General features: G+C 56.0%; 11 protein-coding genes and 1 pseudogene. 6 read left to right on the plus strand and 6 right to left on the minus strand.

Annotated features, from left to right (window positions below):
- Positions 1-1,864 (minus strand): RCC1 domain-containing protein (locus tag J3T95_RS04640; RefSeq protein ID WP_267450599.1); only part of this gene is annotated, 1,864 nt, incomplete at its 3' end.
- 398 nt (positions 1,865-2,262) lie between these two features.
- On the opposite strand from J3T95_RS04640, the gene J3T95_RS09230 reads away from it, so the two are divergent.
- The gene (locus J3T95_RS09230; RefSeq protein ID WP_416378747.1) at positions 2,263-2,781 is read left to right on the plus strand and encodes an extracellular solute-binding protein; all 519 of its coding nucleotides are present in this window, start codon (positions 2,263-2,265) and stop codon (positions 2,779-2,781) included.
- A gap of 2 nt (positions 2,782-2,783) precedes the next feature.
- Entirely contained in the window at positions 2,784-3,077 is a 294-nt protein-coding gene (locus J3T95_RS04645; RefSeq protein WP_220236485.1) for a hypothetical protein, read from the plus strand.
- A gap of 206 nt (positions 3,078-3,283) precedes the next feature.
- Here the strand turns inward: J3T95_RS04645 and J3T95_RS04650 are convergent, their stop codons facing one another.
- Entirely contained in the window at positions 3,284-3,883 is a 600-nt protein-coding gene (locus J3T95_RS04650) for a substrate-binding domain-containing protein (protein WP_267450600.1), read from the minus strand.
- Between the two features lie 387 nt (positions 3,884-4,270).
- Here J3T95_RS04650 and J3T95_RS09235 point away from each other — a divergent pair.
- A pseudogene (locus J3T95_RS09235) lies at positions 4,271-4,753 on the plus strand (ECF transporter S component); the annotation flags it as partial.
- Between the two features lie 9 nt (positions 4,754-4,762).
- A complete protein-coding gene (locus J3T95_RS04660) occupies positions 4,763-4,990 on the plus strand; it encodes a hypothetical protein (RefSeq protein WP_258561494.1) in 228 nt (75 codons plus the stop codon).
- A gap of 187 nt (positions 4,991-5,177) precedes the next feature.
- Here the strand turns inward: J3T95_RS04660 and J3T95_RS04665 are convergent, their stop codons facing one another.
- Complete coding sequence (locus J3T95_RS04665; RefSeq protein ID WP_220236483.1) at positions 5,178-5,828, minus strand: NAD(P)H-binding protein; 651 nt, start codon at positions 5,826-5,828, stop codon at positions 5,178-5,180.
- A gap of 101 nt (positions 5,829-5,929) precedes the next feature.
- On the minus strand, positions 5,930-6,583 hold the full coding sequence (locus J3T95_RS04670; RefSeq protein WP_267450602.1) for a flavodoxin family protein: 654 nt from the start codon (positions 6,581-6,583) through the stop codon (positions 5,930-5,932).
- 1,413 nt (positions 6,584-7,996) lie between these two features.
- Here J3T95_RS04670 and J3T95_RS04675 point away from each other — a divergent pair.
- On the plus strand, positions 7,997-8,950 hold the full coding sequence (locus tag J3T95_RS04675) for a tyrosine-type recombinase/integrase (protein ID WP_267450603.1): 954 nt from the start codon (positions 7,997-7,999) through the stop codon (positions 8,948-8,950).
- A 329-nt stretch (positions 8,951-9,279) separates the two neighbouring features.
- On the opposite strand, the gene J3T95_RS04680 is transcribed toward J3T95_RS04675, so the two are convergent.
- Positions 9,280-9,735, minus strand: a complete 456-nt coding sequence (locus J3T95_RS04680; RefSeq protein WP_267450604.1) for a hypothetical protein — start codon at positions 9,733-9,735, stop codon at positions 9,280-9,282.
- Positions 9,736-10,149: 414 nt separating this feature from the next.
- Here J3T95_RS04680 and J3T95_RS04685 point away from each other — a divergent pair, with 414 nt between their 5' ends.
- Positions 10,150-10,956, plus strand: coding sequence for a hypothetical protein (locus tag J3T95_RS04685; RefSeq protein WP_267450605.1), 807 nt, complete (start codon positions 10,150-10,152; stop codon positions 10,954-10,956).
- A 515-nt stretch (positions 10,957-11,471) separates the two neighbouring features.
- Here the strand turns inward: J3T95_RS04685 and J3T95_RS04690 are convergent.
- Positions 11,472-12,773 (minus strand): protein kinase family protein, encoded by a 1,302-nt coding sequence (locus tag J3T95_RS04690; protein WP_267450606.1) that lies wholly within the window; start codon positions 12,771-12,773, stop codon positions 11,472-11,474.
- Between the last annotated feature and the right edge of the window lie 224 nt (positions 12,774-12,997).

Below are 12,997 nucleotides of genomic sequence, written 5' to 3' on the forward strand. Positions count from 1 at the left end.
ACGCCTGCCAGGTGCCATCAGGGTTAGGCGTGATCCCACCCATGGCCCTGGCCTGGCCGAACAGGACATCAGTAGGCGTGGCGGCGCCAGGGAAGACGACCACGCCCGGCCTGCCCTGTGGCGTGGCTTCGGTGACGTCACGTCCGAGCTGGCCAGGGTTGTTCTCGCCCCAGGTGTACAGGTTGCCGTCCGAGCCGAACGCTGCGGAATGATACCTGCCTAGGATCGCGTATTTCCAGGTGAACCCGGCGGGCGCGCCTTGGGGCTTGCCGACCAGGGTCGGCGTGCTCCTGTCGTTGGTGGTGCCGTCGCCCAGCTGCCCGTACTGGTTCCATCCCCAGGTGTAGAGCTGGCCGTCCGAGCCGAACGCTGAGGAATGAGAGTTGCCTAGGCTGGCTTGTTCCCAGGTGAACCCGGCGGGCGCGCCTGAGGGGTTGACGACCTGGACCGGCCTGTAGCTGTCGGTGGTGGTGCCGTCGCCCAGCTGCCCGTTGAAGTTCAATCCGCAAGCATAGAGGCGGCCATCGGAGCCCATGGCCGCAGAGTGCCAGCCGCCTAGGCTGGCTTGTGTCCAGGTGAACCCGTCGGATGCGCCTTGGGGCTTGTCGACCACGCCCGGCCTGTTTCGGTCGGTGGTGGTGCCGTCGCCCAGCTGACCATTGCTGTTCCATCCCCAGGTGTACAGGTTGTTGTCCGAGCCTATGGCCCCGGAATGGCGGCCGCCCAGGCTGACTTGTTTCCATGTGAATCCGTCTGGCGCGCCTGCGGGCTTGGCGATCCGGGTCGGCGTGTTTCGGTTGGTGGTGGTGCCGTCGCCCAGCTGGCCGTAATAGTTCCATCCCCAGGTGTACAGGTTGCCGTCCGAGCCGATGCCTGCGGAATGATACCAGCCAATGTCGACTTGTTTCCATGTGAACCCGTCGGATGTGCCTTGGGGCTTTTCAACTTGGACTGGCCTTGTCCGGTCGGTGGTGGTGCCGTCGCCCAGCTGGCCGTAGTTGTTGCTTCCCCAGGCGTAGAGCTGCCCGTCCGAGCCCATGGCCACAGAATAATAGTCGCCTAGGCTGACTTGTGTCCATGTGAACCCGTCGGATGCGCCTTGGGGCTTGTCGACCATGACTGGCCTTGTCCGGTCGCTGTTGGTGCCGTCGCCTAGCTGGCCTTCAATGTTTCTTCCCCAGGTGTAGAGGCTGCCGTCGGAGCCGATCGCAGCGGAATGCATGTAGCCTAGGCTGGCCTGGCTGAATTTGATGCCGCGCTGTGCGGGCGGGGTGAGGGTGAACTTGGCGCCTCCGGCTGCGGGCCCTTGGGTGGGGCTGATGGCCCAGTGCTGGGTGTCTGCCTTGGTCCATCGGGCGGTGAGGGTGATGCTGCTGGTGACGGGCTGGGTGAAGTCGTAGGCGATGTCGCCTTGGAACCAGCCGTCGAACAGGTATCCGCCCCTGGACGGGTCGGGGCTGGGCCGGCTGGCCTGCCCCCTGTCGGGGATGGTCTGCTGGTCGACGCTGCCGCCGCCTGCCGTGTCGAAGCTGACCGTCCAGGCTGCGGGGGACCGGGCCTGGGCTGTGGCAGCATCGCCGGAAGTGCCGCGCGTGGGTGATGCAGGCGTCAGGGTCGTGTGGCTCAGGGGCGAGGACGTGGCCAGCGGGGATGATGACGGGGCTGCGGTCAGCGTGCTGCCAGCGGCATCGAACTGTCGGCTATCCGCGCGGGGGGGCTTGTATTCTTCCTGCCTGGCGTTTCCCAGGGTGGCGGGTGTGGCTGCTTCCGATGGGCTGCTGAATCCTCCGGCCAGGGCAGGAGCGCAAGACAGGGCCAGGAGGATGGCCAGAGCGGCGGCCGCCAAGCTCGGACGCTGACGCATAATAGAAAAACCCTCTTTTCCGCAGAGTCGCAACCGTGCCCTGGACCCCCCCTGGCCGGGCTGTGGCCGCGCGCCGGGGACAGCCCGGCCGTGCCTATCACCGTACCACGCGCACCAACACTCTCCCAGTCCGAGGGTGTCGCCAGGGCGAGCGAAGTGCCGTGCCCTCCTTGCACCCGCATTCAAGAGAGCCATGGCCGTTAAAAGTGCACCTTTGCAGCCGTCGTCGGCAACGATCAGTGCAAATCGCTGAACAACGCTGCTGCCGCAGGCTCCGGCTTGCCTGATGCCGCGCAATTCAGCTACGAAGACCTTCCTGGGTACCAGATAAAAATGTAAAGGGTATCAGCAAGGACTATGCCAGAGGCACTTGGTCTTCGTAGGCCATCAGCGGCGGCATCTACGGTCTGCCCATGGACCCCGGCCCAATGGCTCTGTTCTGCAACAAGGAGGTTCTCGACAGGGCGGGAGTGGGGGAGCCTCCGAGGACCTGGGATGAATATTGCGAAGCTGCTAGGAAGATCAATGCAGCTGGTTCGTACATCGAGGCCGACGCGGGCGATGCAGGCTTCTTCAAATCCATGATCTGGGCATTCGGAGGCCACCCCTATAGCGCCTCAGACGATGGGCGGAATGTCACCATCAACCTGACAGGCGACAAGGGGACCCAGAGGTTCATCGACTACTGGCAGAAGATGTCAGAGAGGATCTTGTCGATAAGAAGCTTTCCGTCTGGTCCGACGAATGGAATCACAGCCTGGGCGACTGGTCGACGGCTGCCCTGCTCAGCTGAGCGTGGATACTGCCGAATCTTGTGTCCTCAGCTCCTCGGACGGCCGGAGAATGGCGGGTGGTGCCCATGCCTGTTTGAAAGGCAGGGGAGAAGCACAATTCAGAGAATGGCGGTTCCGTCCTAGCGGTGATCGACAAGGCATCCAAAGCTGACGTTGCCTATAAGTTCATAGAATATGCGTCCCATGACCTTGGCGCCATCAATCTAAGGGTCGGCGCGGGAACGTTTCCGGCCGACTACAAGACTCTGGCGGATAAGGATTTCCTGAACTCAACCACCGCCAAAGACGGTGAAGGCAAACCCATTGCATACTTCGGAGGGCAGAAGATCAATGAAGTGCTGGCTCAGGCTTCGAAAAACGCAGATCCGCATTTCAGGAATATAATTTTCAGCGTCTATGCCAGCCGCGTTTTCCGGTGACCATATCTCCAAGGCATACTATGGCGAAACGTTTTTCAGAGGCGGTAAACGATTAGTATGCCAGGGATCAGGGCTTCCAAGTGCGATGGCACCTTTCTGTCGCCGGAAAGGGGCGGCGGGCATCTGAAATGGATGGGCTCCTGCTGCTGGACTCGCGGTCAAGCGGTCGGCAAGTAATGCGCTGGTGTCCTTATGCGATATCAGCATCATCGGCAGCCTGATCGCCTTAATCCTCCTGGTTGCCGCCTGCCGTCCGCTGCAGAAATACCGGCAATTAGAATCACTTCATGAACCTTCAAAGAGCAGACAGAACGGAAGCCGCGGCACTGCCCTTGTGCTGTGAGTCGGCCTCCAGTCAGCGGCGCGTGGTGTCCCGCTCGGCCAGACGATAGCCAGTCCGTCAACACCTGCGGGCCAGCATCGTATCCCTCAATACGTGCTATCGGCGGCTCTACAGCCATCAGCGCATACTTCGCAATAAAAGAATCGACGGTGGTGAGCGGGGGCGATGAATAGCGGGATTCACGGGTGTTGTCGAAACAGACGACCTGAACCCGTCCCGGTACTGCGATGCTGATGTCCCAGTCGGCGGGGAGGCCATGGTTCTGCAGAGCCGGAAGGCATCCATGGAGCAGCAAGTCGGTATTGCGGTCACGTGAGCGCGCGATGCATTCCGGCATGAGACCGGGTTCGGCGCTGTCGCGCACATAGTGGTCGGCCGAAGCCATGATCATGGCGATCCGAGCCTTGGAATGCCGTGCAAGCCAGCCGGCGGCGTATCTGGCCGCCTCGATGTTGGGCATCATGATTGCATCCAAGCTGCGATCGCTGAGGCAATCCCCGGCCAGGGCAACCGGATGATCCTGCTTGAGTCTGCCCGCCTTGCAAAGAACGGTTGCGTCGCAAATAATATCCAGACATCGGCGTTCAGCTGGTAGGTTTCTTTGATGGCCACATCTCGGATGGCCGTCCGATTCCCTGCCGCCATGTGTCCGCCGCCGTATGGTTCAGGCCGCCGGCCGTCGGCATTCGCAGTTTTTGCCCTATTTGACACATCCTTGGAGAGTTGCTTCTTTCAGTTTGAGAAAGTTTTTTGAGAAAGAATTCTCTCAAAATGACGTCAGCGGCCCGATGGCAACGATAGTTGGTTGTTTGCAAGGGAAACCAAGCAAGAACTAAAGGCTGCGCAGAGAATGACGGCAAGATCGTTTTTAACGGGTATCGCTGCACAGTTCTCTATGAAATCATTGGTTCTGATGCCCATTGCAGTAGGAATCAATGTCGTCGGCAGTACGCTGAGCTCGACATTGAAGCTTCCGCTCTTCCTGGATATGGTCGGCACCACCGTCATCGCCTGCCTGCCAGGCCCCTGGTTGCAGCCTTGTGCGGGTTGCCCACCAATGTCTTTTGTCCCTGGCCGCCAACTCCGTCTACCTGCCTTATGCCTACATGGTCAAGGCTGGTCTTTTCAAGAAGACGTGGGACTCAATGCTTGTCTGGCTGGCCTGCGCCCTTGTCGATGCGATCACCGTCTCTCTGGTGACGGTGATCACATATGGAGGCGCTACAGACGTAAACGGTATATCCGTCCTGACGGCCGCCCTGGTGGTTGCTATGAAGAACATCGTCGTTTCGGTGGTCTCCTCTTCCATGGGGAGAATCTTGTCGACAGCGGCAAAGAAGAATTGGACGACATTGATGAGGATGATGATACCGCTGAAGATCCGGCTGAATCGCCCCTAGGCCTTTCCGCGACAACATCCGGCCGCACCTCCCAGGGAAGGAAGGCTGATGTGGCCTTCCTGGCTCTTGGCGGTCGACCAGGCAACCAAGGCGGCGGGTCGCGATCATGGGTGAACCCAACCGCCAACCTGCTCAATGTGGCTGTGTCGAGGGCCAAGCGTCGCATCTAGTCATAGACAACCTGGCTGACTGGCGGCAAGGCACTTATACGTCGAGAATCGCCAAAGACCTGCCTGCAGGAGGCAAGTAGATTCCGCTGCCTGGTTTCTATAACGGGCATGGGCATAATCCCATCCCCGCCATCAGAGGTGGCGGCCTCTAAGCCGATTCGTGTTTCGGTTTGGCTCCAAGACGCTCTCAGTAGACGGGCCGGTCGGATCCTTCTGTGGTGGGGTCAGCTATTCCCAGGCTGTCATTCGCGCCGATGGCCGGGTCCTTGACGATACGCAGGATCAGGTCGGCTGCGCTCTTCCTGGATCCGGATACCCCCTTGAAGGTCTCGTCCCGCTTTGTGGTGACATATCGGACCTCGTCGCGGTTCGTCAGCCAGCACAGGCGGAGGGTGGTGTAGTCGAGGCCTGATTCTCTCAGAAGGCGGTCGGAGGCTGCGGCGGTGGGTAGACCCCTGCCGACCATCTCCGCGTTCCATCTGCCAAAGGCCCCCGGGACCTCGCCATAGATGCCGGCGACGTTGGCGAAGATGACGCGGCCCACCTTATTGGCCTTCATGGAGGCTATCACGTTGCGGGTCATGGCGTTGTCGGGGTCGTGGTCGACGACGTCCACGAAAACCAGGTCCTGTCCCTTCATGACGGCATCGATGTCTCTCCGGTTTTCCAGGTCGACCTCGGCCACGGTCACACGGGGGTTGGCCCCGAGCCTGCGGAGACGGTCGCTCTTTCTCAGTCCCAGGGTGAGTGTGACATTTTTGAATTCCGGTTCGGACAGGATGCGGTCTTCGACGATGCGGGCTATCTGTCCGTATGCTGCAAGAATAAGCAGGTTCATGGTTTTCCTTTCCTTGTCACTCTTCATTGTTCAGCCCGGGGCCGGTGCTGAGAGGCAATGACCAGATGCCACAGCCTTGTCGTGCCGGTGATCGGCGCAGCCTACTTTCCTAGCATGACTGCCTGCAAGTGCTGAGCCTGGTCCTTGCTCTGGGCGATGCCGACGAGATTGAGCCCGAACCGTCTGGCCACGCGGTCCAAGGTGCCGTAAGTGGCGTTGATGGCCCTGGTCTGGTCACTGTCCGACCCCTGTACGATCAGGTAGAGGTCGGCTCCTTTGAGATCATCGTTGACATCGACGTGGTCGATGAAGGTCTTCAGGTATCCGGACATGTTGGACCAGTAGACGGGCGTGCCGATGACAATCACATCCGCTCCTTTGAGCTGTTCCCAGACGCGGTTGAAGTCCCCGTCGCCCTGCCCGACCTGAGGGATGTGGTATTCAGCCAGGTTGACCTGTTTGTAGTCCTGACCTCCCATCAGTTCCTTGGCCAGGGAGGAGGTGTTCCCGTCGACATTCCGGCTGGCGTTGAGGAAGACCTTCTTGGTTGCGGCTCCTATGTGCCGCGGTTTGGCGTATGCCCGCCCGGCTTTATCCCCGCCCAGCATGGCGGCTCCTTCCTGGGTCCTGACCCTGGTCTGGTCCAGTGCCGAAGATGGTTCCAAGGCCGCATAGCAGATCAAAGCCCCGAGTCCCAGACACAGCAGCAGGGCCACCGCCAGTGTGGCTAGGGCCTTCCAACGATTCTTCGCCATTTGTGAGCCTTTCTCCCTGGATGGTTGAATGGTATTGCTTCAACTCGGCTTGAAGGCAAATCGCCTTACACTAGCAGCTGAAGGAGTCCATGGCATCACCAGCAAACCGGTCATATGGATTCTGCACAAGATGCATCCGAATATCATGGTCAACTGTTTCTGTCTTCTGATGAACACCGCTGTCGGCTACATTGTTCTTCTTATTTATGCGCCGCTGCTGTCCGCTGGCTGGCCGCGCAGTGGCTCTCTATGGCACATGCAGGTCCTTACCCCCCCCCCCCCATGATTAGTGCTCGGACATAACTACATTTTTGCTGGTTTATTAGATTGTGGCCATATCCGGCAGGTTGGATTGGTCTGCGGATAATCCGACCTTCCATGGTCGATAGACCCCGTCGGCCGGGTGGCGTTGCGCCATAGCCCGCGCAACACACCTGAGGGGCTGGCTCAGAAGACGTGCCATGGCCCGCACGTTGCGTCAAAGTTTATTCGTGTGTTTGCCCCTCTCAGCCAGGCGGGCCGTCTGCATGAAGTCCAACTCTGATTCCAGGGCATGCGCTGCGTCCTCCCTGCGGTCCTGGCATATCCGGCCATGGCCTTTGACGGTCGTGCCATCGAACAGTCACAGGCGCTCCGCAGCACCCGCTCATCCATTTCCCCGATCAGACAAGCGTGGCAGGCCCCTCGGAACCCGCCAAACGCAGTCAATGAACAAGGGGTGGGGGTTCTGGTGCGCTCTTCGCCTGTGTGAGCAGACGCAAAACCCGTATTCTTGGCTTGCAGCCTGCCGCGAGGGCGATGCGGCAAGACCGGTTTCCCCTCAGGAGGGCCATTCTTATGGCTTGCTTTGAGGGGGTGTTGTGAGTGAAGGCGTAAAGCAGGACCGAGACCAGCAGGATGCAAATCCGCTAAAGATCCGACTGTGATTGAGCAACCAGGCATGAGGGCCGGCATGCTCAAAAAGCTGTAGGCTCCAGCCTTTGTCTGCATACAGACTGTGACGGCTAAGCTAGAAGGCTCGGAGCATTCATGATGGTCACCAGCGCTTTCATAGGCGCCACTTCCCTGGCCAAGGCCAAGCAACAGTTATAGCAGGGGAGAATGCAATAGCCTCCCGCCGCAAACGGCGACATGACAACACCATGGGCTACATATTGCTCGCCGATTCTGCTTAAAGTGCATAACCAGCACCCCATACTCCTAAAGTGCCCCCCGTGGGACTCGAACCCACAACCCACGACTTAAAGGATTGCAGGAAGAAAAGAATAGGATTATCTGGCCTGAAATCGAGTTAAGAGTAATGCTCATTGCTCTCAGACTTATTATGCCTGTACGATAATCATTTATTGACGCCTCGTAGCGATTTAGCCGGCCATGCCGGCTTTTTTTATGTGTATGGCAAGGAGAGCGGGTATGGAGTTTCCTGAGCATAGGCAGCCACCAAGCGGATGGATCAGTAGTGTGGATGATTGGGTGTCCTCGCTACGGGCTCACGGAGACACTACCGCCACGGTGGAGCACTGGTGGTATCTCGTGACTCAGTTCGCCATCTTCGTCAGGATGAACCCCGAGGAAGTGCAGACCCAAGATATCCTTGCCTGGCTGACCAGGGGGGTTTCAACAAGTGCAATCAGATCCGACGTCAACTCCCTCAGATCCTTCTACAGCTGGCTGTACAGGGAAGGTGCCATAAAGGACAATCCGATGGAGGGCATTCCCGCAGTCAAACGACGACGCAAGAAGCAGAAGCCCGCCCCGCAGGCGGCTGTTGACCGGGGATTGAACCACCCCGATCCCCGGGTACGGCTCCTGATCAGGCTCTTTTCTGAAGCGGGGTTGCGAAGATCCGAGGCCATAGTCGCTAGGACGAATGACCTTATGGAGGACCTGGCCGGCATGAGCCTGCTGGTCCACGGCAAGGGCGACAAGGACAGGATGGTGCCCCTGAGTGATGGGCTGACCCGGGAGCTTTCAGTCCTGCCGCACGGGTACTTCTTTCCTGGCCAGCATGAGGGGCATATCTGCTCCGATACGGCTTATGCCCTGGTCAAGAAAGGGACGGGGTGGCCTCCTCACTCATTCAGACGAAGGTTCGCCACTGATGTGTGGAAGGCAACAGGGGATGTCGTCAAGGTGCAGTCCCTCCTTGGCCACGAGTCGCTGGCGACAACACAGGCCTACATCTACGACAGCGCCGACGATCTCAGACAGGCCGTCGACAGCATGCTCTCATACCGGAGCCATAAAGGGGTGCGTGTGGTGCAGCCCGAGAAGATCCTGGAGGCCTACGGGCTGCCCATACCCCTGATCGGCAGGATACTGGCAGGCAAGAATGACGAATATAGGCAAGACCCACTATTCTGCTGATTAGGGCAGAGTTGCAATGAAGTCTAAAGGAAGTCGCTTCTAAAAAACGACCGTTTGACGGTCAGCATGTCAGATGACCATTTCTAGTTCACGAAAACTGGCTAAATGGCAGAGACAAGCTACAACCTGATAAGCCATGTAAACGTCGCGCAGTCAAGCACGCGTTATTCTAGTTCTGAACAAGGAACCACCTTGTTAGTCATAGGTTCCGTTTGTGGAGCACAAACAAGCAAATAAAATCGCACCTTATCTCTGTACGGACTCACTATTAAAAAACGTTCAGCCCGTCAATGAGAAACTGTCAACTGAATAGAATCATAACGACGAAATCAATCCGGGACACTACCTTCTTGGAGAGCAAACTGATCAAACCTGAAATCAGTTAGTCTTTGTTCAAACGGTCTCAACAGCTCTTCAATCCTTGGATGGTTCAAAAAAAGAGTTGGGACTTCACCCTTATTGGCCCGGTAGCCGATTCTCACATTCAGTGGTTCAAACTCTTGTATGGAGTTCAGCGCATTCTGGAACTCATCCATACGCAATTCTATTTCTCCAAAAATACCCACCTGCCAATCATTTAGGATGCTCTTTTCTATTCTCTTTTTGGCGGCCGGAATGGAACAACCGTCGTATATAGAACGGCGCAAAAGATCAAGAAAATAAGGCGCCCACAGTTTCCCGGCCATATTTTCCTTTTCTTCCCTCTTATACCAATCATTTATATTGATATTAAAGGGGAAGAACAGATTCTCAAGCCTCTTCGTTTCCTCTTCCTCATTTCCCATTATGGTCCTCCTCTAACCATAGTGCCTCTTTCCATTTTATACAGTTACTGCAGCTAGACTTACAGAGTTATTAAGTAGTAGATTTGCTTATCATCTCTTGAACTCAAAGTAAGACAGTAGCAACAGCAGAGAATGGTACCTTTCTGGTCTATTACCACATTGATGTGTTTATGTAAGGCAAGGGTCAATCCCTCCAGATGGTTTTTTGGGGCAGGCCCATACGAAGAGTGATTGTCGGGTATCTGGCTGATGTCATCGGTGATGTAGGGCATAAGGGGATGATAGGGTGACCGACACTGGTTATCTGGCAGTTAAACATGCCACACAGGGAATCGGGGAGAGCCGCATGGCACGATATAAGGCCAGTGTATTAGGAAACTCGTGTAAGGTAAATACCTGTCTTATAGTTGAGAAATGGCTGATAAGCGTGTAATGGGCAAGTGCCATATTTGTGGCAGGTATAGGAAACTATCTTTTGAGCATATTCCTCCGCAGTCCGCAGGGAATGTCCATAAGCACTTGCTATTCACCGCCGAGGAACTTCTCAAACCGGGCAGCCCTATGCATACGAGTATGGACAATTCTGTGCAAGACCTTAAACAAGCGCACGTCCACTACAAGCAACTCCAACGTGGAGCAGGCCTAACCACTATCTGCGAAGAATGCAACAACTACCTGGGCCAGAACTACGTCACCGAGTTCGTTAATCTTTACTCAGCAATCGAATCGTGGTGTACAGGACCCGACGCTCCTGTTTACAAGTCGGGGACACATGGAGAGATCCCAGGAATCAGCTTCACGGTTAATCAATTTAAACCGTTGGCGTTCTTCAAACAGGTGATATCGAATTTTGCCACCTGCCTCCCATATGGGAAACTGCCTGGGGTGGATTACTACCTCACACATAGAGAGAACACACACTTCCCTAAATACTACAAACTTCGTCTCATGATCTGGCCCAAGCGCCCGGAGCGGATAGCTCATGCAGGCTGGTCAAAGGTATTCGTAGGAAGAGGGCTGTACTACAAAACCGCGAAGCTCATTATTCCGCCGTTTGTTTTTAATTTGTACGATACAAGGAACAACTCGTTGCCCCCTTCTCCATTGGGTGGCATAACAGCGATGTCAGACGTTCCATTTGGAGAAACTCGGAGTACAACCTTCTCCCTTCCGCTTTTGTCGGACGAACAGGTCAAGCTGGACGGATTTCTATTCACTTGACGCGACAATAGCTGATCTGCCGTCCCGTAAAGCGTGTCCATTTAAATCCCACGGCGTAGGTAATGCGTATCAATATGAAAGCCGGTAACTGTTCTCTTTCGAAATGAAACCCTGAATATACAAAGCCCCCACCGAGTGGGCTTCAGCGAGAGGCAGGGCGGGGGGACGATTACCTATTAGACTACCTTTTTAAATACAAGAAACCGCCGCGTTCTGGTCTCCTGGAACAGGGGCGATATGATTAGGCGGTTTAACTTGCCTGGCCGCCGATCTCTGGGTGTCCGAAGCGCATGAAGCCCAGGCTTGAGAGAAGGGCCTGCCGTCCGGAATCGTGTAGTAAAGATACACCCCCGTCGATGGCCTTGCCGACGACCTCAACAGGAGGCCAGCGACATGCTCTCATGGCGAAGTCGTAAAGGAGTGCGCGAAATGCAGTCAGATAAGATTCTGGAGGCAACTAGGCTGCCTATGCCCCTAATCGACAGGATACAGGGGAACAGGAACGGCAGATATTCTCAAAAGATTCTTTTCTTTTGAGGGAATGGTGGGAGTTGTTCCTGCGTTGGCAGTCTCTCTTCAATGCAACTATTCAGGGCTTCCCATAGTTCTGATTCATTCTTGTATCGTTCTTTGATTGAACTGCTGGTCGCTTTTCTGACTATCGGCCAAACTGTGTTTCGTTCATCGAGGCTGTCTTTGCCTGAAAAAATAAAATTGATGATCCAGCCAGCTGCGTGGATTTCATTGGGCATGGCATAGTCTTTATAGGACTCAAGCTGCGGGTCTGGGCGGTTGTACATCCCCTTAATTGAGGTATCGGTTCTGGTGAGTGAAGAGTCCTTGATTTTGACCAATCCGAAGTCTGACAGTTTGACATAAACGGCGAACCTTGGATCGCCCTTGGTGTCGGGGTTAATGAGAACATTTTTCGGGCTGAGATCACGATGGAGTATTCCGTTCTGGTGAAGAACATTGAGTCCTTGTAGGAACTGGTGAGCTATGACCTTCCTCTGGAGCAGAGAGAGCTTGTTGTTATTGCTTTTGATGTATTTCAGAAGGGTGAAGGGCATGTATTCCATGACATATTGACGGGGAGCGGCTTCCGGCTCGGCCTTGAAGGTCGTGACGATAAAGGGTGATCCCGCGAACTTGTGCATGGTCTCATACTCAAGTTTGAAACGTTTCAGCACTTGTGGTGGCTGACCGTCTTTTACTCTTTTCAGGGCAAGGAGCTCGCCGGTATCCCTATTGTGGAATCTGAAGACAGTGGCGTATGATCCTTGGCCGACTTGCTGCAGATCGCGACCGCTGGGCTCGTCCGTGATGTTGACAGGCGGGTGCTTGAGAGAGAAGACCGCCATCTTGTCCAAGTAGTACGTGTTGAGCTTCTTCGTCCCGGGTGGAATCTCGCTGCCTTCCATGTCACGAAGGAAATCACGGTAGCATCTCAGCTGTGACAAGAGCTCGGGAGGATTGGTTGTTAGCTCGTTACCCAATTCTGCTCGAACCGTATCATCAAATTCGTTTAGTGTTCCGAGGAGTTGTAAAAAGGTCCGGCTGTCATCTGCTAAGTAATGCTTGCCGATTCGACTGTTGAAGGTAAAAGACAGGGCATAGAGGTTGCTTTGTGCCAACGCGAAAAAATCGGCTACCGCTTGTGGCCATTTCTCATAGAGCGACCGTATTTGTGCAACTTCTCTTTGCTGCTCTTCATACTTGCGATTCCCCTCCTCACCAAAGTAGTTGTCTTTAGGGTAGGGGTCAGGCAAGAGACGGGTATAGTGGTCCGCCATATTTTCCAAATCCGACAGTCCCATACGTAAATGATATATCCAAAGGCCTTTCCCGTATGCGACAGATCCATGGAGGGGCCTGGCCAACGGACGCCGGGGCCGAAGCCCCGGCGGCAACCCTTCCGGGCGTCCGCATCCATCCGGATCGGGATGCCAGCATCGGCCTGACCCCACCATCCTGCCACCGTGCTCGCTCACGCACCGGACCGGAGCGTCCCGATCCACGCCCCGCCCTGCGGACGTGGCCC

The organism is Bifidobacterium sp. B4079 (assembly GCF_026537385.1).
GTDB classification, from domain to species: domain Bacteria; phylum Actinomycetota; class Actinomycetes; order Actinomycetales; family Bifidobacteriaceae; genus Bombiscardovia; species Bombiscardovia asteroides_I.

Bases quoted from the DNA above. Each gene is read 5' to 3' on its own strand.
- J3T95_RS04650 (WP_267450600.1), bottom strand. From the start codon at position 3,883: ATGATGCCCAACATCGAGGCGGCCAGATACGCCGCCGGCTGGCTTGCA.
- J3T95_RS04665 (WP_220236483.1), bottom strand. From the start codon at position 5,828: ATGAACCTGCTTATTCTTGCAGCATACGGACAGATAGCCCGCATCGTC.
- J3T95_RS04680 (WP_267450604.1), bottom strand. From the start codon at position 9,735: ATGGGAAATGAGGAAGAGGAAACGAAGAGGCTTGAGAATCTGTTCTTC.
- J3T95_RS04675 (WP_267450603.1), top strand. From the start codon at position 7,997: ATGGAGTTTCCTGAGCATAGGCAGCCACCAAGCGGATGGATCAGTAGT.
- J3T95_RS04690 (WP_267450606.1), bottom strand. From the start codon at position 12,773: ATGGGACTGTCGGATTTGGAAAATATGGCGGACCACTATACCCGTCTC.
- J3T95_RS04685 (WP_267450605.1), top strand. From the start codon at position 10,150: ATGGCTGATAAGCGTGTAATGGGCAAGTGCCATATTTGTGGCAGGTAT.
- J3T95_RS04670 (WP_267450602.1), bottom strand. From the start codon at position 6,583: ATGGCGAAGAATCGTTGGAAGGCCCTAGCCACACTGGCGGTGGCCCTG.